The 20,728-nt window shown below is 73.0% G+C and carries 18 protein-coding genes; 12 read left to right on the top strand and 6 right to left on the bottom strand.

Annotation, left to right across the window (positions count from 1 at the left end):
• Positions 1–49: 49 nt before the first annotated feature.
• From ACFY9V_RS17345 to ACFY9V_RS17330, 4 genes are all read left to right on the top strand, one after another.
• The gene (locus ACFY9V_RS17345) at positions 50–829 is read left to right on the top strand and encodes an IclR family transcriptional regulator (RefSeq protein WP_355348430.1); all 780 of its coding nucleotides are present in this window, start codon (positions 50–52) and stop codon (positions 827–829) included.
• 101 nt (positions 830–930) lie between these two features.
• On the top strand, positions 931–1,917 hold the full coding sequence (locus tag ACFY9V_RS17340; protein WP_355348433.1) for a M14 family metallopeptidase: 987 nt from the start codon (positions 931–933) through the stop codon (positions 1,915–1,917).
• Between the two features lie 60 nt (positions 1,918–1,977).
• On the top strand, positions 1,978–3,192 hold the full coding sequence (locus ACFY9V_RS17335; protein WP_355348436.1) for an amidohydrolase family protein: 1,215 nt from the start codon (positions 1,978–1,980) through the stop codon (positions 3,190–3,192).
• 59 nt (positions 3,193–3,251) lie between these two features.
• The gene (locus tag ACFY9V_RS17330; protein ID WP_355348439.1) at positions 3,252–4,151 is read left to right on the top strand and encodes an aldo/keto reductase; all 900 of its coding nucleotides are present in this window, start codon (positions 3,252–3,254) and stop codon (positions 4,149–4,151) included.
• 28 nt (positions 4,152–4,179) lie between these two features.
• Here ACFY9V_RS17330 and ACFY9V_RS17325 read toward each other — a convergent pair whose 3' ends face one another.
• On the bottom strand, positions 4,180–4,500 hold the full coding sequence (locus ACFY9V_RS17325; RefSeq protein ID WP_391049977.1) for a DUF6191 domain-containing protein: 321 nt from the start codon (positions 4,498–4,500) through the stop codon (positions 4,180–4,182).
• Positions 4,501–4,632: 132 nt separating this feature from the next.
• On the opposite strand from ACFY9V_RS17325, the gene ACFY9V_RS17320 reads away from it, so the two are divergent.
• Positions 4,633–5,148: a malectin domain-containing carbohydrate-binding protein gene (locus ACFY9V_RS17320; protein ID WP_391161787.1), complete on the top strand. Its 516-nt coding sequence runs from the start codon at positions 4,633–4,635 to the stop codon at positions 5,146–5,148.
• A gap of 112 nt (positions 5,149–5,260) precedes the next feature.
• On the opposite strand, the gene ACFY9V_RS17315 is transcribed toward ACFY9V_RS17320, so the two are convergent.
• Complete coding sequence (locus ACFY9V_RS17315) at positions 5,261–6,067, bottom strand: LysR substrate-binding domain-containing protein (protein ID WP_391161786.1); 807 nt, start codon at positions 6,065–6,067, stop codon at positions 5,261–5,263.
• 59 nt (positions 6,068–6,126) lie between these two features.
• Between ACFY9V_RS17315 and ACFY9V_RS17310 the strand changes: the two genes are divergently transcribed.
• The 4 genes from ACFY9V_RS17310 to ACFY9V_RS17295 all read left to right on the top strand — a co-directional run bounded on the left by ACFY9V_RS17310 (position 6,127) and on the right by ACFY9V_RS17295 (position 11,091).
• Positions 6,127–6,519: a DUF5997 family protein gene (locus ACFY9V_RS17310; RefSeq protein WP_391161785.1), complete on the top strand. Its 393-nt coding sequence runs from the start codon at positions 6,127–6,129 to the stop codon at positions 6,517–6,519.
• A gap of 192 nt (positions 6,520–6,711) precedes the next feature.
• Positions 6,712–7,545 (top strand): UTRA domain-containing protein, encoded by an 834-nt coding sequence (locus ACFY9V_RS17305; RefSeq protein WP_391161784.1) that lies wholly within the window; start codon positions 6,712–6,714, stop codon positions 7,543–7,545.
• 95 nt (positions 7,546–7,640) lie between these two features.
• Positions 7,641–8,780, top strand: a complete 1,140-nt coding sequence (locus tag ACFY9V_RS17300; protein ID WP_391161782.1) for a glycosyl hydrolase family 18 protein — start codon at positions 7,641–7,643, stop codon at positions 8,778–8,780.
• A gap of 154 nt (positions 8,781–8,934) precedes the next feature.
• Positions 8,935–11,091, top strand: a complete 2,157-nt coding sequence (locus tag ACFY9V_RS17295) for an ATP-binding protein (protein WP_391161781.1) — start codon at positions 8,935–8,937, stop codon at positions 11,089–11,091.
• Between the two features lie 159 nt (positions 11,092–11,250).
• Here ACFY9V_RS17295 and ACFY9V_RS17290 read toward each other — a convergent pair whose 3' ends face one another.
• Positions 11,251–12,033 carry a CAP domain-containing protein gene (locus ACFY9V_RS17290; RefSeq protein WP_391161779.1) on the bottom strand — a complete coding sequence of 261 codons (783 nt, stop codon included), beginning with the start codon at positions 12,031–12,033 and terminating at the stop codon, positions 11,251–11,253.
• Between the two features lie 320 nt (positions 12,034–12,353).
• Entirely contained in the window at positions 12,354–12,917 is a 564-nt protein-coding gene (locus tag ACFY9V_RS17285; RefSeq protein ID WP_391161778.1) for a hypothetical protein, read from the bottom strand.
• A gap of 35 nt (positions 12,918–12,952) precedes the next feature.
• On the opposite strand from ACFY9V_RS17285, the gene ACFY9V_RS17280 reads away from it, so the two are divergent.
• Positions 12,953–13,651 (top strand): response regulator transcription factor, encoded by a 699-nt coding sequence (locus ACFY9V_RS17280; RefSeq protein WP_355348469.1) that lies wholly within the window; start codon positions 12,953–12,955, stop codon positions 13,649–13,651.
• Complete coding sequence (locus ACFY9V_RS17275; RefSeq protein ID WP_355348472.1) at positions 13,648–15,015, top strand: HAMP domain-containing sensor histidine kinase; 1,368 nt, start codon at positions 13,648–13,650, stop codon at positions 15,013–15,015. Before ACFY9V_RS17280 ends, ACFY9V_RS17275 begins: the two co-directional genes overlap by 4 nt.
• 59 nt (positions 15,016–15,074) lie before the next feature.
• On the opposite strand, the gene ACFY9V_RS17270 is transcribed toward ACFY9V_RS17275, so the two are convergent.
• The gene (locus ACFY9V_RS17270) at positions 15,075–16,229 is read right to left on the bottom strand and encodes a cytochrome P450 (RefSeq protein WP_391161776.1); all 1,155 of its coding nucleotides are present in this window, start codon (positions 16,227–16,229) and stop codon (positions 15,075–15,077) included.
• A gap of 455 nt (positions 16,230–16,684) precedes the next feature.
• Positions 16,685–18,016 (bottom strand): ricin-type beta-trefoil lectin domain protein, encoded by a 1,332-nt coding sequence (locus ACFY9V_RS17265; RefSeq protein WP_391161775.1) that lies wholly within the window; start codon positions 18,014–18,016, stop codon positions 16,685–16,687.
• A gap of 423 nt (positions 18,017–18,439) precedes the next feature.
• Between ACFY9V_RS17265 and ACFY9V_RS17260 the strand changes: the two genes are divergently transcribed.
• Complete coding sequence (locus tag ACFY9V_RS17260; RefSeq protein ID WP_391161774.1) at positions 18,440–20,728, top strand: DUF4139 domain-containing protein; 2,289 nt, start codon at positions 18,440–18,442, stop codon at positions 20,726–20,728.

The following is a 20,728-nucleotide window of genomic DNA, read 5'->3' as shown; positions in this document are numbered from 1 at the left end:
ACAGCCGCCCAACGCAACCGACTTGGGACGACAGGAGACGCACGTACCCATGGCAGAGGACACCGAAGTCCCCGTACCGGCCCCCAGCGAGAACACCAAGTCACCCAGCTACATGGGGCGCATCCTCAACTTGCTGGAGCAGTCCGTGGTCGCCGAGGGCGCACCGCTGACCCTCACCGAACTGGCGGCGGCGGCCGACGCGCCGCTGTCCACCGTGTCCCGGCTGACGGCCCAGCTCGTCACCTGGGGCTTCCTCAACGAGACCACCTCGCACCGCTTCGTGCCCGGCCGACGGCTCGCCGCCATGGCCGCGGCCGTCAGCGAACACCTCTACAGCAACGACCGCCTCCAGCAGGCCACCCGGCTGCTCACCGGCGTCACCGGCGAGAGCACGACCGCCGGACGCATCGTCGGGAACAGCATGTTCATCATCGCCCGCACCGAGTCCGAGCAGCCGCTGCGCGCGGTGAACCGCATCGGCGAGTTCATACCGCCCGACAACTCCGCGCTCGGCAAGGCCATCATGTCCCGGCTGCCCCGCGCCCGGCAGCTCGCGCTGCTGCGCGGCGCCGACGTGGCGGACCCCGAGGCCACGCTGGAGAAGATGCAGCCGGAGCTGGAGGAGGCCAGGCGGCGCGGCTACGCCGTGGACGAGGAGACCTACAGCGTGGGCCTGCGCTGCCGGGCCGCCGCCGTCGTCGGCCCCGACGGCGTCGCGGTCGCCGGACTCTCCATCAGCGGACCCGCCGCCCGCTTCACCCTCGACCTCGCCGAAGGAGCCGTTCCCGCGCTGCGCCAGGAGGCGTCCGCGATCGGCGACATGCGGTGACCCCCGCCGGGGCCGGGGACACCGTCCCCGGCCCCGGCGACGACCAGAACCCGAGCACCGATCCCCGTATCAGTACCCGTATCAGCAAGGAGACACAGCGGATGAGCGACACCACAGCCACCGGTACCCCGGCCGCGCAGCCCGGCCACACCGTCGAGACCGTCCCCGTCACCCGCGTGGACAACGGGCACGACCTCGCGCTCACCGTCCACCGCCTGACCGGCGCCCGGCCGGGGCCCACCCTGGTCGCCTTCGGCGGCGTCCACGGCGACGAGGCCATGGGACCCGAGGAGATCCGCAGGTTCGTCTCGTCGGTCGACCCCGCCGAACTGGCGGGCACGATCGTCGCCGTACCGGTGGCCAACCCGTACGCGTACGCGGCGATGTCCCGCTTCACCCCGCAGGACGGCCTCAACCTCAACCGCATCTTCCCCGGTGACCGCAACGGCTCGGTCACCGAGCAACTGGCCGCCGTGCTCGCCGAGATCATGCTCCAGGCCGACTACTTCGTGGACTTCCACTCCAGCGGCCTGTACTCCACGGTCGAGTACTCCTACATCATGGACGACGGCCGGGAGATGGCCACGTCCTTCGGCGCCGCGCTGCTCTACCACCACGAGCCCTACGAGGGCACCTCCAACGCCTGGGCGATCAAGAACGGCATCTCCTCGACCGTCTGCGAACTGGGCGGCGGCGGGCAGCTCACCGACGCCTTCCTCGACAAGGCCGTACGCCAGGGCCGCAACATGCTCAAGGGCATCGGCATGCTGGAAGGCGCCCCCGAGGCGATCGTCGAGCAGCAGACGGTGATGACCGAACTCGTCACGCTGCGCCCGACCAAGGGCGGCACGATGATCTCCCACTTCACCCCTGACCGGCTCGGCGAGGTCATCAAGGGGGGCACGGTGCTGGGCGAGGTCGTGGACCCGTACACCTTCGAGACGCTGGAACAGCTCGTCGCGCCGTACGACTCCAACATCCTGGTGCTCAGCCGCGAGGGCTACTCCCGCACCGCGCCGGGCGACTACGGCTTCATGGTCGGCAACGCCGGCACCACGACCACCGTCGACGAGCTGTTCGGCGCCTGAGCGCAGGGGCGCGAGCCAGCGGGCGACCGGTGTAGCGGAGACGAGGAGCGGCGTACCGGCATGGACATCAGACACGTCCACGTGGTGGACCCCGAGAGCGAACAGATCCTCAGGGACCGGCGGATCACCCTGGAAGGAGACCGGATCACCGCCGTCACGGCCGACACCCCCGACCCACTCGCGCCCGGCGACGTGGACGGCACCGACCTGTACGCGGTCCCCGGCTTCATCGACTGCCACGTGCACGTCACCTCGGTGACCGCCGACGAGTGGGCCGACACCGGGATGGCGCCCAGCTACGTCACCGCCCACGCGCTACGGGAACTGCGCGCGATGCTCGAACGCGGCTTCACCACCGTCCGGGACGCGGGCGGCGCCGACGCCGGGCTGGCCGACGCCCTGGACGAGGGGCTGGCGCCAGGACCCCGGCTGTACGTGTGCGGCAAGGCGCTGTCGCAGACCGGGGGCCACGGCGACCTGCGCCCCCGTGGCCGTTACCACGCCGACGACCATCCGGCCGTGCCCGGCATCGGCCGGATCGTCGACGGACCCGACGCACTGCGCACCGCCGTACGCGAAGGCGTACGGTCCGGGGCGTCGTTCGTGAAACTCATGCTCTCCGGCGGGATCTCCAGCCCCACCGACCGGATCGACACCCCGCAGTACAGCGAGGACGAGATCCGCGCGGCGGTCGACGAGGCCGCGCGGGCGGGCGTCTACTGCGCCGGGCACGCCTACACCCCGCAGGCGGTGGCCCGCGCGCTGCGCCTGGGCGTACGCACCATCGAGCACGGCAATCTGATCGGCCCGGACGAGGCCCGGCTGTTCGCCGAGCACGACGCGTACTACGTGCCGACGCTGGTGACGTACACGGTGCTGGCGCAGGAGGGTCCGCTCCACGGGCTTCCGCCCGCGAGCACCGCCAAGGTCGCGGCCGTCCGGGACAGCGGCCTCACCGCGCTGGCCCACGCCCACGCCGCCGACGCCCCGATCGCCTTCGGCACCGACCTGCTCGGCGCGATGCACGTCCACCAGTCGCGGGAGTTCGCGCTGCGGGCCAGGGTGCAGCCGGGCTGGGCGGTGCTGCGCAGCGCCACCACCACCGGCGCCCGGCTGCTCGGCGCGGCCGGTGAACTCGGTGTGCTCGCGCCCGGCGCCCGCGCCGACATCGTCCTGACCCGCCACAACCCCGCTGTCCACGTCGAGCGGCTGGCGGACCCGGAGGCCGAGGTCGCCGCCGTCTTCTCACGGGGCCGCCTCGCGGTACGCCGCTAGGCGCCGCCAGGGCCCCGGCGCCGCACGCGGCAGCACCATCACACGAGACAGGGAGCCGTATGCACCACCCACCGCACCTCACCAACCCGACCCGCGCGTGCGGGAGTTCGAAGGTCTTCCCGGTCGGCCTTGGCGGCATGCTGCTGTCCATCGAAGGGCGCCCGGACCGCGCCCGCGCCACGGCGACGATCCACACCGCGCTCGACGCCGGAGTGACCCTCATCGACTCCGCCTCCGCCTACCACACAGGTGCCGACGAAGTAGGCCACAACGAGACGCTGATCGCCGACGCGCTGGAGAGCTGGGACGGCGACGCCTCCGGAGTCACGGTGGTGACGAAGGCGGGCCGGGTCAGACCGGGCGACGGGCGGTGGCTCACCGACAGCAGCCCCGACCACCTCGTCCGCTCGGCCGCCGCGTCCCGCGACCGGCTCCGCCTGGACCGTATCGAGCTGTTCTTCCTGCACGCACCCGACCCCGTGGTGCCGATCGCCGACTCGCTGACGGCGCTGCTCCGGCTGGTCGCGGACGGGACCGTCACCTCGGTCGGTGTCTCCAACGTCACCGTCGCCGAACTCGACCAGGCACACGAGCTGTTGGGTGACGCCCTCGTCGCCGTGCAGAACGAGTTCTCACCCAGCGCCGTACAGCACCGCGCGGTCCTGCGCCGCGCGGAGGAACTCGGTCTGGCGTTCCTGGCCTGGCGGCCGTTGGGCACCATCGGCACGAAGGACGACGAACTCACCGCCGCCTTCACCGAGATCGGCCGCGCCCACGACGCCAGCCCGCAACGCACCGCGCTGTCCTGGCTGTTGTCCACCAGCCCGGCCCTCATCCCCATACCGGGCGCCCGCCGCCCCGAGACGATCCTCGACTCCGCCCGCGCCGCCGAACTGCACCTGGGGGAGGACGAAGTGAGCCGACTGGACGCGGCGGTCGCGAGCCGCGTGCCGTCCTAGGCGAGAGGCGTTCCGAAAAGGCCGCGCCTCAGGAGTGGGGCCGCGCCATCCGTACGACCGCGGTCCCGCGCTGGAGATCGACGGTCGTACGGTTCGCGGGCGCGCCGTCCTCCTCGTCGTCCCGCAGCACGAGGGCCGACTGCCGCTCCTTCAACTCGTTCTGCTTGCCCGGCGAGAAGCTCGCGTGCAGCATCTCGAAGCCGGTGGACGAGATCTGCCCCTGGCGGCCAGGACCGCGCCACGGCAGGATTCCGGCCCGCCCGGCCCGCATGAGCATCTGATCGGCGAAGGCCACCAGGGTCAGCAGGATGACCAGACCGGGCAGGGTCATGAAAACGACGAACGTCATGCCCCCAGTATCGCCGTCCGGGCGCCGGTGATCCATGGGCCGGCAGGGGCCGGTCCGGCCCGCGCGCCACCTCGTCGGCCGCGCGAGGCGCCCGGCCGGAGGCTCCCTCTGAGCATGGTGCTGGGCGGTCTCGTGACCGCGGGGACCGCTCACGCCGACGTGGCACCAGGGGTGTCGATCGACCTCGGCGGCGCGGGCGGCGGCGACTTCATCGCGGACACCGGCACCGGCGGCAGGCCCGACACCATTCCCGCAGGCGCTCCCAGCTTCCCGAACTGGGGACGGACCGTGGCCCACCCGATCCCCGCCGACATCTGGAACACCTCACGCGTCGGGGACTCCTCCTCCAGCATCCCCGGTCTCACCCCGGGCGCCGACTTCCAGGTCCGTCTCTACTTCATGGACTGGTACTACACCCACTCCGGTCAGCGTGAGTTCGACGTCACGATCGACGGCGCCAAGGTCCTGACCGACTTCGACATCATCGGCGCGGCCGTGGCGGCGGGCGCGGACGGCCAGGAAGCCTTCGGCGTCGAGAAGGACTTCCCCGTCACCGTGGACGCCTCCGGCACCCTCTCCCTCGACTTCACCCGCGGCTCCGCCAACCAGGCCCAGGTCAACGCCATCGTCGTGACGCCCGCGAGCTGACGACCCGCCTCCGGCACGCATCGTCCACGTGATCGCGGTCGGCCGGACGGTGCCTCGATGGCGGGTCCGGCCCGACCGCGCTGCCGTACGGGGGACCGGGACCCCGGTCCGGCTACGGGCGGCGGCGGGGCTTGCCGCGCTTCGCGCCGCCCGTACCGCCGCTCTTGCCGCCCTTGCCTGCGGAACCCCGGCCCGGCGCGGGCTTGCGGCGCGCCTGCGACACCTTGTCCGGGCGCTTGTCCTTCGCCTTGTCCGTGGCCTTCGCGACCTTCGCCCCCGGTGCGGACCGCTCCGGGAGCGGCCGGCCGCGCGTGCTGTTGACGGTGCGACCGCGCACGATGCCGATGAGGTGTTCCACCAGATCCGTGGTCTCCTCCTGCGGCCAGGACAGGGCGACGCGGGACTCGGGCGCGTCCGGGACCGGACGGTAGGTGAGGTCCCTGCGGTGGTGCAGCCGCGCGAGCGACTGGGGGACGATCAGCAGGCCCACACCCGCCGCGACCAGTTCCACGGCGTCCGCCGTGGTGGCGGGCCGCTCCTTCGCGGGCCGCCCCGGCGGCGTCTGCCAGGTGAGGGTGTCGTCCAGGGGACGCAGCACGATGTCGTCCGCGAGATCGGCCAGCGACACCTCGTCGACCGCCGCGACCGCGTGGTCCTTGGGGACGACGACCACCGTCGTCTCCGTGTAGAGCGGGATCGCGCTGAGGTCCGCGCCGTCGACCGGCAGCCGTACGAATCCGGCGTCCGCGCCGGACCCGCCGCCGTCCCGCAGCGCGCCGAACGCCTCGGCGGCGGGCACCGGGACCAGGGTGAGCGGGACCTCCGGCAGTCGCTCGTTCCAGATCCGCACCCACTTGGTCGGCATCACGCCCGGAACGTATGCGAGCCGGAACGAAGGAGGTACTTCCGAACCTGTCACCCCAGCAGGTTATCCGCTGGTGGTCGGAGGCGGCGCACGCGCTCGTTACCCTTGACGGCATGACGTCGCAGCAGACCGCCCAGACCATGAAGCCCGCGACAGCGGCGAAGAAGCTGGGTGTGTACCTCCAGGCCACACCCGCCGAGTTCCAGGAGGGTGTCGTCTCGCGCACCGAGCTCAACGCGCTCCAGGCCGATCCCCCCGAGTGGCTGGTGGAACTGCGGCACAACGGACCGCACCCCCGCCCCGTCGTCGCGTCCAAACTCGGCGTGTCCATCGCGGGTCTCGCGCGCGGCGGCGTGACCGAGGCGCTCACCACCGAGGAGATCGAGGCGCTGAAGCGGGACCAGCCGCAGTGGCTGGTCGAGGAGCGTGCCGTGCAGGCGGAGGTCCGCAAGGAAGCGGTGCGGATCAAGGAGAAGAACGCGGAGCGCGCCGCCCGTACCCGCTGACCTTTTTCCCGCTGACCCGTACCCGCTGACCTTTGTCCCCCGACCTTTGTCCGCTGACTCCGGCGCGGATTCGTTGACCACATATTGACCAGTGGTAAGAACGGGGTCCATCATCGGTGCGTCGCCGAACACCTCGGCGTCCGGACGCCGAGACACCGGCACCCGCCCCGCGCGGACAGGACTGGTGGGCCCATGGTCAGCAGCGAGAGCCGCTGGGAGAAGCGGCAGCGGATCCGTACTCACCTCCTCGACCTCGTCGAGGAGACCGCGACCGGACGACCGCTGCCCGGTGAGCGCCAGCTCTGCGAGACCCTGGAGGTCTCCCGCCCGACGCTGCGCTCGGTGATGGACGACCTGGTGCGCGACGGACTGCTGATCCGGGCCCACGGGCGCGGCGTCTTCGTCGCCGAGGACAAGGTCGCCCAGCGCCTGGGCCCGGCCGCGGGGCCGGGACCGAGCCTGGGCGTCGGCGGTGTGGACGGCGCGTGGACCAGCCGCACCGTGGAGTTCACCGCCATGGCCGCCGGACCCAGGATCGGCCGCCGCCTCGGCGCCGCCCCGGCCGACCGGATCCTGCGGATCGCCCGGCTGCGGCTGGTCGACGGCGACCCGATGTGCGTCGAGACGCTGCACGTACCGCTGGCGCTGGTCCCCGGCCTCACCGCCCACGACCTGGAGACCGACTCCTTCTACCGCCTGCTCGGCAGCCGGTACGGCATCCTGCTCACCCGCGCCTCACAGCTCATCGAACCGACCGTGGTGGACGATGCCGAGGCCGAACTGCTCGGCGTGCCCGTCCACACCCCGGCCCTGCTCTTCGAACGCGCCGCCAGGGACGCGGACGGGCGCGTCGTGGAGTTCACCCGCTCCGTCTACCGGGGCGACCGGTACCGCATCCTCACCGAACTGTCGCTCGCCCCCGAGCCCGACAGCGGACGCGTCCTGGGCGGCTCCTGGTCGGCGGCCTCGCGCGTACCGGGCGCCGACACCCTGGTCCTCGACCCCTACTGGAACGACAACGGGTAGCCCCCGCGCCCACCTACGACTCCTCCGTCACCCCCCACCCCGCGCCGCCGCCCCCGGCCGACGCGACGCACCCCCACGCCCCGAAGGGACGGATCATGCTTCGTCGCAGGCTCATCCTCGCCACGGCCGCCGCCTGTTCGGCCGCCCTCGCCGGTGCCATGGCCGCGGGCGCCATGACGACCGACAGCGGTACGTCCGGACCCGGTACGTCGGCCGCCGCGTCGAGCGGCGCCGCCCACCGGCCGCCCGCCGCCCGTACCGCCGCCTCCGCCGTACAGCTACAGACCTGGCTCTACCCCGGCTCCGCAGGCGACTCCACCTGCACCGCGCCGAGCGAATACGCCGACAACCGGGTCAAGAACGGCGCGCTCAAACCCGAGTACTGGAGCGTCACCGGCAAGGGCAAGGTCAGCCTGGAGACCACGGCCGCCGGGCTCTGCAACACCTACAGCGCCGCCAACGTCGCCGACCTCAAGGCGCACTCCGCCTACCAGTACCCGACCGTCTCCGGCATGACCACCGCCGACGTCCACGCCCTGGTCAGCAGCAGTGCCAACCGAAGCGACGCCGTCTCGCAGCTCACCTCCTTCGTGGTCACCAACCAACTCACCGGCGTGGACGTCGACATGGAGGACTACTGGTCCTGGAGCGCCGCCGACTTCACCAACTACAAGACCTTCCTCGGCCAGCTCGCGACCTCCCTGCACGCGCAGGGCAAGAAGCTCGTGGTCGACGCGCCCGCGATGACCGAGGACGCCGCCTTCTACGACTACGCCGCCGTCAGCGCCAAGGGCGTCGACGAACTGGACATCATGGCGTACGACGAGGAGTTCGACACCGCGCCCGGCAGCCGCTGCCTGCCGATCACCCCGCTCGCCTGGCTTAAGCAGGTCACGCGGTACGCGCAGAGCAAGATCCCGGACCCGTCGCGGCTGGTCATCGCCCTGCCCTCGTACGGCATCAGCGCGCCCGACCCGTGCGACCTGGACGCGGTCACCGGCAACATCCAGTTCAGCGACATGAAGCACAGCCCCGGCTTCTCCACCGACCCGAGCACGATCGCCGCCCGTCGCGACGCCTCTTCCGGAGAGATCCGCTGGGTCTCCGGAGGAAAGCTCTACGACTACGTGGACAGCACCGCGCTCAACTCCAAGCTGGGGGCGCTGACCTCACTGGGCGTCACCAAAGTCTCCGTCTGGTCCCTCGGCGGCGGGAACCCCTGGTTCACCGGGTGACTCTCCGTCAGTACGGGTGAAGCGCGCGACCCGCGGGACCGGCCCGAGTCCGGTTCCGCGTACGCCGCCTGACGCGCCCTCATGAGGCACTCGCGCCGAGCTTCACCACGACGGCCCGTTTCCCTCCGCGGTCGGTCGGTGTCAGGCTGTGGCCATGAAGGGGCACATTCCGCAGGAGACAACGAGTTTCGTCGGCCGTACGGCGGAACTCGCGCGGCTGGACATGGCGTTGGCACACCGCCGGCTGATCACCCTCACCGGGCCCGGCGGAGTCGGCAAGACACGGCTCGCGCTGCGGGCGGCGGCGCGCGCGTCGGTCGGCCGCGTCGCCGTGGAAGTCGCCGCGGAACAGGAGCCGGGCGCGGACCGGCGAATCGGTTCTGCGGAAGACACCGACTCCTCCCGCTTCCCCGACGGCACCTGGTGGGCCGACCTCGCCACCCTCGACAGCCCCCACCTGCTGCTCGCCACCGTCAGCGACGCCGTCGACCTCGCCGACCACTCACCGCGGGGGCCCGTCGAGGCACTGTGCGAATGGCTCGCCGACAAGCGCCTGTTACTCGTGCTCGACTCCTGCGAGCACCTGGTCGAGGCGTGCGCCCACCTCGTCGGAGAACTGCTGACGGCCGCGCCCGGCCTGACCGTACTGGCCACCAGCCGCCGCCCGTTGGCCTCCGCCGTGGAGGAACTGATCGACGTCGCACCGCTGTCGGCAGAAGGACAGGACGCGCTCGCCGTCTTCAACCAGCGCGTCACCGGCCGCCTCGGCCACACCCCGCTCGCGGAACCCGGCGCGGCGGAGGCCGCCGCGACCATCTGCCGCCGCCTCGAAGGGATACCGCTGGCCATCGAACTGGCCGCGGCCCAGGTCGGCCCCGCCACCGTCGCCGACGTCGCCGACCGCCTCGGCTCACGCTTCGACGTCCTGTCCCGCACCGGCTTCGTCTGGCCCCGGCGCCACCAGACGCTGCGCACCGCGATCGGCTGGAGCCACGAGCTGTGCACCCCGCAGGAACGGCTGCTCTGGGCCCGGCTCAGCGTCTTTCGCGGCGCCTTCGACCTGGCCGCCGCGGAAGCGGTCGCCACCGGCGGCCCGCTGCGCGCCGCTGACGTCGCGCCGACCCTGGAACGGCTGGTCACCCAGTCGGTGATCATCAGGACGGCCCCCGCCGAGGACGCGTCGAGCGGCGCAGGACACCGCGAGCGCTACCGCATGCTCGACACGATCCGCGAGTACGGCGGTGAGTGGCTGCGCGAGCTGGGCGAGTCCGCCGCGACCGCCCGCCGTCACGCCGACTACTTCACCGGCCTCGCCCGCTGGGCGGACGGGAGCTGGTCGAGCCCCGACCAGCTCCTCGGCTACCGGGTGATCGAGGACACCCACCCCGACCTGCGCTCCGCCCTCGACCACTGGCTCGTCCACGACCCGGCGCAGGCCGCCGAACTGGCCGGGCTGCTGGTCTACTTCTGGACCTGCTGCGGCCACCTCAAGGAAGCCCGCTCCTATCTGGAGCGCGCCCTGGAACTGCACACCGCGCAGGACCGGGCCCGCGCCCGCGCGCTCACCGGCCTCGGAGCCACCGTCACCCTCCAAGGGGACTACGCCCTGGCCACCGAGATCAGCGCCGAGGTGGAGGCCGCGGCCGAAGCGGGCGGCGACCAGGAGGAGCGGATCGCCGCCGCCTGCCTCACCGGCCTGCTGGGTCTGCTCATGGGCCAGCCGCGCAAGGCACTGGACGCGGTACGCGCGGCGCTCGGCGGCGCGCCCGGCTTCGCCTTCGACTCCCCGGACCGGCTGCGCTGCAACCTCGTCGAAGTGCTCTCCCTCACCGCCCTCGGGGACTTCGCCGAAGGCCGCGAGCGGGCCCTCGAACTGCGCGAGCACTGCGTACGCACCGGCGAGGTCTGGACCCGCTCCTACCTGGACTACCAGCTCTCCGTCGTCGCCCTCTTCTCCGGCGCCCCCACCGAGGCCATCGGCTACGCCCGCACCATGCTGGAGAGCAAACGCCTCATCGGGGACGCCTTCGGCATCGCGCTCGGCCTCGACCTGCTCGCCGCGGCCCTGGCCGCCGAGGGCCGGGCCGAGCAGGCCGCGTCGGTCTACGGCACCGGCGGCGCCTATTGGCGCAGCGTCGGCCACCCGCAGCGCGGCGCGCCGGAACTCCAACTGGTGCGCGAGCGCTGCGAGGAGACGGCCCGCGCGGCGCTCGGCGACCAGGCGTACGCCGCCGCGTACGCCCAAGGGTCCACCGCCCACGGCCCGACCGCCCTGGCCGCCGCCCTCCAGCCGGACAACCACACCGCGTGAGCGGCCCGTTCACCCCTGCCGGAGACCCGCGAGGGAACGGCGCGGCCGGTCGGACATCCGTCGGCCGGGGCCGGGGGGAGGTCGGCCCCGGCCGACGGGAACGTGCCGCGCTGTGGGGTTCGCGGCACCGGGCGGGAAGGAAGTAGGGGGCGGCGACGGTCAGTTGGAGAAGTCCTGCGTCATCCAGACCGTGCCGGAACCGTCGCGGTAGACGTCGATGCCGATGTGCGTGTAGCCGCTGCTGAGGATGTTGCGGCGGTGGCCGTCGTCGGGGGCCTTCTCGTCGAGCATCATCTGCGTCAGACCGACCGCGCTCGCGGCGATCGCGGAGGCGGAGGAGCCCACACCGCCGCCCTCGCCGATGTTCTCGCCCGCCGACGTCCAGTGCACCCCGGCGGCCGTCTCGCGGTCACCGAAGGCCGGTTCGCCCGGGCACTGGTGGGACAGGCCGCAGCCGGACGCCATCACCTGATTGTGCGCGGCGGCGCTCTTGTTGAGCCCTTCGAGCAGCGTGTACGGGGCGAGGCCCTCCGCGGCGCGATTGCGGTTGATCAGGTCGAGCACCTGCCGCACGGCGTCCCCGGCGCCCGGCGGGTTCGTCGTGGCGGGCGGTGCGGGAGTCGTCGCCGAGGGGCTGGGCGCCGCCGTCGTGGGCGCGGTGGTCACCGGGGTGCCGGTCGGCGTGGCCGTCGGCTTGGGGCTCGGCCGTCCGGGGCGCGGGCGGTGCGTGGTGGAGATGGTCGCGGCGGGGGCGGTGGGCCGGAAACCGGCCGGCTTGCCGCCGGGCCTGTGTCCGGCCGACGCGCTCGTGTCGCCGGAGCCGGAGCCAGAGCCGGAGCCGCTGTGCCCGGCGGTGGGCGACCCCTGATGCGGTGCCCCGAGGCAGGCGAAGGCGGTGCCGCCACCGAGTACGGCCAGGGCCGCGGCTCCGGTCACCGCCATGCGTATCCGCGGCTTGCGCCTCGCCCTGTGCTGGCCATGGGCGGAGTTACGGGAGTGGGCACGGCGGGACGAACTCATCGCTGGCACCTCGTGGTGGGGGAGACGTGTCGTGAGGGGGACCCGCTCACAGGAACGGTCCGGCGGGCACGACCCTAGGCCGCCGGAGCCGTCCGATCCGCCGGCCGAGCCCAACTTCACGTTCCCCTAAGGAAAGCCGCAGATTCCGCTGAGCCCCGCCCCCGGCCGGGCGTCCGCAGGACCGCGGACACCGCTGAGCCCCGCCCCCGGCCGGGCGGGCGAAGAACCGCGGACACCGCGCCTCACCAGGACACCTCGCTGGTGACCTCCTTGGCCTGCGGACGCAGCGTCGCCGTCAACTCCGAGCGGTGGCGCGCCCCGGTGAAGGTGATGGTGAGGGTGTCCGGCGCGCTCTGCCGGGTGTTCGTGGTGAAGCCGATCGCGGGCACCGCCGAGACCAGGCACACCGCGTCCGCGCCGAACCGTATCGACGCCTGACCGCCTGTCGACTCGAAACTGTGCGTCCCGGCGCCCCCCTCGCAGTCCGGCGGCCGGGAGGCGGTCGACGGCGGCGCGGCCGGCGCGGAGGACGGGCTGGTCGCGGTCGCCGTCGGGCGACGGGTCGAGGGGGACGGCGACACCGTGGGCTTGCGGGTCCGCGTCGGCGACTGCCGGGGCGTGGCCGTCGGCGAGCCGATCACCACGGAACTGGGCGAGTTGGTGGCGATCCCGGCCGCCACATCCCGCGCGGACGGCGGCAGCGGCGCCGTCGAACCCACCACGAAGCGCACGGTCAACGACACCGCCGTGACGGTGAGGACCGTGCACGACAGCCAGATCAGGAAATGGCGCAAGGACCGGGGCACCGGGCCATCATGGCCGATCCGTTACGGTGTGCCGCATGGCGAGCGTCCTTGTCGTAGAAGACGATCCCGGCATACGTGCCGAACTGATCGGGATACTCACCCGCGACGGGCACGAAGTCCGCAGCGCCGCCGACGGATTCAGCGGATTGCGCGAGGCGACCAGAACGCCGTTGGACGCGGTGATCCTCGACCTCGGCCTGCCCGACCTCGACGGCGGCGACGCGCTGCGCATGATCCGCGGCATCTCCCGCGTACCGGTCCTGATCGTCACCGCCAGGGACGACGAGGCCGAGATCATCCGGCTCCTCAACGCGGGCGCCGACGACTACCTGGTCAAACCCTTCTCCGGCGGACAGCTCACCGCCCGCCTCGGCGCCGTCCTGCGCCGCTCCGCGGGCCCCGACGGCAGGACCGGCGCCCCCAATCTGCGCGAGCCCGTCACCCTCGGACCGCTGCGCATCGACCCCGGACCCCGCACCGTCCACCTGCACGGACACGAAGTCCCCCTGACCCGCCGCGAGTTCGACCTGCTGTCCTTCCTCGCCGCCAACGCCGACACCGTCGTGTCCAAACGGCACATCCTCACCGAGGTCTGGCGCGACCCCTACGTCGAGGACCAGACCATCGACGTCCACCTGTCCTCCCTGCGCCGCAAACTCGGCGAGAGCGCGGCGGCGCCGAGCCTGCTGCGTACGGTGCGCGGCGTCGGCATCAAACTGGTGACCCCGCGGTGAGAGGGACCCTCGCCAGGGTCGCCCTGGCCGTCACCTCGATGGTGGCCCTGTCCTTCCTCATCCCGCTGGGCCTGCTGGTCCGCTCCGAGGCCCGCAACCAGGCGATCACCGCAGCCGAGCAGCGCGCCGCCGCCCTGGCGCCGGTCCTCACGCTCACCGACGACCCGGCCGCCGTACGGCAGGCCGTCTCGGGCCTCGACCCGTCGGGAAACCTGGCGGTCCACCAGCCCGACGGCCGCTCCATCGGCGCGGGCCACGCACCCCACTCCCTGCTGGTGCGCGCACAGCACGACGGCGAGTCACTGGCGCAGGACCTGCCGGGCGGCGGCTGGGTCTACCTCCAGCCGGTCGTGCTGCCGCAGGGCCGGGTCGCCGTCGTCGAGGAATTCGTCCCCGAAGCCGAGCTGAACCGCGGGGTGAACGCGTCGCTGACCGTGATGGCGCTGCTCGCCGTCGGCCTGGTCGTCGGCTCCGTCCTGGTCGCCGACCGCCTCGCCTCCCGCGTCGTACGGTCCTCCCGCAACCTCTCCTGCGCCGCCAACGCGCTCGGCCGCGGCGACCTGGAGTCCCGCGTCGACCCCATGGGGCCGCCGGAACTGCGCGAGGCCGGGCAGGCGTTCAACGCCATGGCCGCCCGCATGCTGGAACTCCTCGCCGTCGAGCGGGAATTGGTCGCCGACCTGTCCCACCGTCTCAGGACACCCCTGACCGCCCTCCAGTTGGCCACCGAACGCATGGGTACGGGACCGGACGCCGCCCCCGTGGCCGCCGCGGTCGCCCAGCTCGAAACACAACTGCACGCCGTCATCACCGCGGCCCGCACACCGCTGGCCGTCGGACACATGGGCGCGCCCCAACTCGACCGGCCCGAGCAGGTGTTGTGCGCCGCCACGGTGATCGTCCGCCGCCGCGCCGGATTCTGGACGACGCTCGCGGAACAGCAGGGCCGCCCCTGCCTGGTGGAAGTGACCGGCGAGGACGCCCTGATCGACCTGCCGGAGGACGACCTCGCCGCCGTCATCGACGCGCTCGTCGGCAACGTCTTCCGGCACACCGCGCCCGGCACCGCCTTCGCGCTGCGCCTGGTGCGCGCCGCCCAGTCCGTCACCCTCACCGTCGAGGACGCGGGCCCCGGCATCCCGGACCCCGACGACGCCCTCGTCCGCGGCGCCAGCACCGCGTCCACCGGCCTCGGCCTCGACATCGCCCGCCGCGCCGCCGCCGCGACCCGCGGCGCGCTGGACATCGACCGCGGCCCGATGGGCGGCACCCGCGTCGCCGTCCGCTTCGGCCTCGCCTCACCGCCGCCCAAGCGCGGACCGCTGCACCGCAGGCGGGCCCGCCTGCGCAAGTCGCCGGTCTGACGCGGCGGCCACGAAGGAGTCCTGCCCCGCGGCCGAGGGCGTGGGCCGCGGTGGCCGAATCAGCGCTCGGGAGCCGGTACCGCTCGCGCGGTGAGCCGGGTCCAGCCGGCGGGCGGCGCCAGAAGCGTACGCACATGCGGCCTGCGCGTGCGCAGCCGCACCTCGCCCCGGTAGCCGCTCAGGATGAGGTGGCCGAGGTGTTCGAGCGCCCTGACGGCGAAGCCGCTCGCCGGACACATGCCCTCGCCCTTGCCGAACGGCAGGTAGGACCGCCGCTGTTCGTCGGTCGGCCGCTCCCAGCGCGAGGGGCGGAAGTCCAGCGGCGCCTCCCAGACGGCCGCCGACCGGTGGATCGCGTGCGTGCCGATGAGGACGTGCTCGCCCTCGCGGACCTCGGCCCCGGCGATCTCGTGGTCGGCGGCGGCCACTCTCATCAGCCGCCAGGCGGTCGGATACAGGCGCAGCGCTTCCCTGACCAGGTGGTGGACCTGCTCCCGCCGCACCGTCGGGGTGTTGTAGCCGTGCCGGACCCCGAGCAGCACCACCCATTCGAGCGTCACGCCGGTGAAGCCGACCGTGGACAGCACGAGGCGTTGCAGCACCTGCGCGCGATCGGCCGTCGACAGCTCGCCGGGCAGCCCCAGCACGAGGTCGACCAGATCCCGCGCTCCATCCTCCTGAGCGGACAGCCGCCCGAGCTGTTCGGCGAGCCCGGCCCGGACGGCGGGCACCGTACGGTGCGAGCGTCTCAGCACATGGCCGACGACGTCGTCGGCGACCACACTCGACGTCACATACGTGTCGACGAGCGCGTTGATCGCGGTGTGGCTCCGGTCCGCGATGACGGGGGCGAAGTACCGCCGGACCACCTCGACGCCCCAGTGCTGGTGCCGCAGACGGCCGCGACCGTCACACACCTCGCCGAGAGCCGCGTCGAGGTCGAAGGACGACGCGGGATCGTGCCGGGCCAGGACCCTGAGCAGTTCACGCGAGGCTTCGCCCCTGACCGCCGGGGGCAGGGACTCCGGCCCGAGGCGGAAGAATCCGGACTGGGACAGATAGTCGCCCGCCTGCTCGACCAGCACGTCACGGGCCGCGCCGCCGTCGGCCACGAACAGGGTGCCGAAGCGCAGCCGGAACGGCCCGTCACGGCCTGCCGCCTGCTCCTCCCACCGCCGCAGGTCCGGCCACAGACTCTTCCTGTCGAGGAACACGGGTCGCCCGCCTTGTCGGATACGGGACGGAACGCGCGCCGCGTACGGCCGCCCGTCCCGTCCCCGCGCGGAGAAGACGTCAGGCGTTGTGCCCGTACCTGTCGCCGTACTGGTTGCGCCGCGCACGCGCCTCACCGCTGAGCGCGCGAAGGCTCCTGACGATCCATGACATCGTGGCCGTCCTCCTTGTCGGTCCGAGTGGTGCCCGGTCCTGCTGCGGGCGTCAGTCCTGCTGCCCGTAGCCGACGAAGTACCCGTGCCACCGTGCGCGCATCTCGCCGCTGAGCGCCCGAAGGCCGCTGGTCACCCATGACATGGCGTACTCCTTGTCGGTCGGTGCTCCCGGAAGGTGACCGTACTCCCACGAGCGAACCGGGCGAACCGCCGAAACCGGCCAAAGACGGCGCGGGGCGCGCCCGGTGGACCGGGCACGCCCCACGCCGTCGGACCAGGGGTCAGCCGAAGATCCACTTCTGGTTGGCGGCCCCGCCGCACGTCCAGGTCTGCAACCGCGTCCCGTCCGCCGACGCATTGTCCTTCGCGTCAAGGCACTTGTCCGCGCCCGTGTTCGTCAGGTCGTGGGCGTCGGTGTACTTCCACTGCTGCGCCTTGGTGCCGTTGCACGTGTAGAGCTGCACGACCGCGCCGTCCGCCGTCGAACCGCCGTCCACGTCGAGGCACTTGCCCAGCGCCCGTACCGTCCCGTCGGCGCCGAGCGTCCACTGCTGGGCCACATTGCCGGTGCAGTCGTGGAGCTGGACCGGCGTACGGTCGGCCGACGAGCCGCCCGCCACGTCCACGCACATGCCGCCGATGCCCTTGATCGAACCGACCCGGTCGGAGCCGCCAGACCCGCCAGACCCGCCAGACCCGCCAGACCCGCCGGTGCCGCCGCCCGCCGTCGTGCCGGAGCCGCTGTCCCACTGCGACGCCCGTACGTAGTCGACCGTCATCGTCTGCGGGAAGGACGTCGAACCGTCGGGCGAGCCCGGCCAGTCACCGCCGACCGCCAGGTTGAGGATCAGGAAGAACGGGTGGTCGAACACCCACGTGTTGCCGCCCGCGTCCGACGGCGTACGCGTCTGGTAGACCGTGCCGTCCACCGTCCAGGTGATCGCGCTCGGGCTCCAGTCCACACCGAAGGTGTGGAAGTCGTCCGCGAAGGCCGCGCCGCCGGGCAGTGTGTACGGGGACCCGATACCGGCCGCGCCCGAGTAGCCGGGGCCGTGGATCGTGCCGTGGACGGTGCCGGGCTCCCGTCCGATGTTCTCCATGATGTCCAGCTCACCGCTGTGGGGCCAGCCGACGCTGCCGATGTCGCTGCCCAGCATCCAGAACGCCGGCCAGATGCCCTGGCCGCGCGGGATCTTGATGCGGGCCTCGAAGTGACCGTACGCCTGCGTGAAGGTCGAGGCCGTGTTCAGCCGCGCCGAGGTGTACTTGCAGGGTCCGTACCAACAGGACAGCCCGGTGTCGGAGTTGGGCCGTGCGGTGATCACCAGGTGCCCGTCGCCGTCGAGAGCGGCGTTGGAGGTGCTGTCGGTGTAGTACTGCAACTCGTTGTTGCCGTTGCCTGAACCACCCTTCTCATGCGTCCACTTGGCGGGGTCGGGCGCGCTGCCCGCGGGGCCGTCGAACTCGTCGGACCAGGTCTGCCGGCCCTCGGCGGCGTCCGCCCTCGACGTGCCGGGACCGGTCGTCGCCACCAGGACGGCGGCCACCAGAGCGGCGGCGACCAGGACGACCAGTCCGCCGAGCGACCATCTGCGTGCGCGGTGTGCAGCCATGGGTTACGTACCTTGTCTGTGGGGGAGATCAGGGTTCGCGTCGGCGGCGGCCGGGCGTACGGCGTCGGGGGAGGCGGGGGCCGTGGCCGGGGGAGCGCTCTCACGGGAGCGACGACCGCCGCCGACGGCCCCGATGCTACGCACGGTCACCCTGCCCGCCAACCCGCCCGGACAGCCGCCCGCACGCCCGTGACGTGCCCGAACTGCGAGGACGCCGATCGGCCCGAGGCGCTGATAAGCCGCTCTTAACCGGCCCTTAAGACACGGCGTTCGCGATCGTCCGTCACCGGCCGGACCTCCCGCGCCGCCGGACCGGCACCGACCCTCGGCGTGCCCAGGAGGACTCGGCTAGGGTACGGACGAGTCCGGGCCCCGAGACGTTACAGGGCAGACCGGCCGCGGGCCGAGCGTGGGGGAGACAAGGTGGGCGCAGCCGTTCCGAGCGGCACGGATGAGCCGAACGAGCCGTCCGCCGCTGAGTCCGAGGTGACCTCGGTCGTCGTGCACGCCTCCGGAGCGGTCGTCACCCGCCGCGCGCGCGTCACGGTGCCGACCGGAACCGCCGAGACCACCGTCCGCGTCGAGGGCCTGCCGCCCACGCTCTACGAACAGTCGCTGCGCGGCCGGGTGGTGAACGGACCGCGCGGGCTGCGCGTGACCGACGTACGGCTGGACGTCGGCGCCACCGTGCACCGGGGCGAGCAACTGCCCTCGCTGCGGCTGGATCTGGAGGACGCCGAGGACCAACAGTCCCGGCTCCAGGACCGCAAGTACCGGCTGGAGAGCGAGATCGAGGAGGTGGCGGCGCTGCGCGCGGAGCCGCCGCAGCCGCGCAGGGGCGACCCGCCCCGCTGGGCGCCCGTCGAGTCCTTCCTCGCCCTGGCCGGATTCGTCGACACCCGACTCGGCTTCCTGCACGAGCGGTTGCGGGCCACTGAGGACCAACTGGCGCGCGCCGACCACGACGTGGACGTCCTGCGGGCGCGACTGCACCAGTCGTCCACCGCCCTGAGCGCCGAGCGCACCGACCCGGCCGTCGGCGCGGTCGTGACGCTGGCCTCCGAGGTGACCGACGCGACCGACGTACCGGACGCGTCGGCCGACGCACCGGACGCGCCCGAAACCCGCGAGGACACCTCCCCGACCGGCGAGGCCGGGACACCCGCCGACGCCCCGGCCGAGATCGACGTGGAGGTCGAGGTCGAGTACCACGTCCCCGGCGCCACCTGGGTCCCCACCTACCAACTCCGCCTGGACGGCACCAGCGGCGCGGGCACGCTCGTCCTGCGCGCCTGCGTCGCCCAGCGCACCGGCGAGGACTGGTCGGGCGTACGTCTCGCGCTGTCCACCGCGGACCTGCTGCGCCGCTCCGACCTGCCCGAACTGCGGTCGCTGCGGATCGGCCGCGCCCAGCAGGAACCGCAGACCCCCGGATGGCGCGAACCGCCGCCAGGGCTCGCCGAGTTGTTCACCGGCTATGACGGCGCCGCCGCGGCGCACCCCGCCGCGTCGCGCGGTCCGGCCCGGCCGTCGGGCCCGGGCGCCCCCAGGTCCATGAACGCGTGGCTCGGCGGCGTCGAGGACGACCTGGAAGAGGCCGACCTCTCGCCGGACCTGGCGGCGGGCGGCGCGTACGGACCCGCGGAGCCCGGCGGCGCGGCCGAGGCCGTCGGCTACGGCGGTTCGTTCGGCGGCCCGGTGCCCGCACCGGGAGCGGCGCCGCCCCCGGCTCCGCTCGCCGCCGCGGCGCCCATGTCCCAGGCGCACGCCGAGCCCGCGACGGACCGCGCACGCGGCAGGTCGGCGCCCGTCGCCCGCAGCGCCCGGCGCAAAGCCTCCGCGCCGCCCGTACCGCCGCCGTCCACCGCGCCGTCCGCGGACATGCTCGACTACGGCCGCCTGACCGTCGCGGGTCCCGACGCGGGCGCCGAGCGCGGCACGCTGCGACCGGAAGCCGCCCCGATCGCCACCGTGGTCACCGAGTACCGGCGCAGGGCCGAGACCGTCGGCCGCCTCCCGCGGCCCGCGCACGCGGTCGACGTACGGACCTCGGCCGGCTCCTTCGACTACCGCTTCGACACCGCCGCGCCCGCGGACGTGGTGTCCGACGGCGCGTGGCACATCGTGCCGGTCAGCGAGGTGCCGGTCGTCACGGAGTCGCTGCACGTGTGCGTCCCCGCGGTGGACACGGCCGTCTTCGGCACCGTCCTGGTCACCAACACCTCCCCGCACGCGCTGCTCGCCGGTCCGGCCGACGTCATGGTGGACGGCGACTTCGTCGTCACCGCGGCCCTGCCGACCCTCGCCCCCGGACAGCGGCAGGCGGTCGGCGTCGGCGTGGCCGAGAGCGTCCAGGTGGCCCGCCGCACCCACATGCGCGAGTCCACCGCGGGACTGCGCGGCGGCACGACCGTCCTCGACCACACCGTGGAGATCGAGGTCGCCAACCGCCTGCCGTACCCCGTCGTCGTCGAGGTCCGCGAGCGCGTACCGGTGTCGACCGACAAGGACGTCCGTATCGAGGAGCACCGGGCGCGACCGGCCTGGACGGAACCCGAGGAACCGCTCACGGGCCAGGACGGCTCGTACGTCCGCGGAGCGCGCGTGTGGCGCGTGGAGTTGGCACCCGGCCGGACCACGAAGCTCACCGGAGGGTTCGAGGTCCGCCTCCCCGCGGGCAAGTCGGTCGTCGGCGGAAACCGGAGGAAGTGA

Origin of the sequence: Streptomyces sp. NPDC008317 (genome assembly GCF_042955955.1) — a bacterium.
Taxonomy (GTDB): domain Bacteria; phylum Actinomycetota; class Actinomycetes; order Streptomycetales; family Streptomycetaceae; genus Actinacidiphila.
Note: the sequence above shows the minus strand (reverse complement) of the source record. Positions and strands in the feature narration are given on the sequence as shown.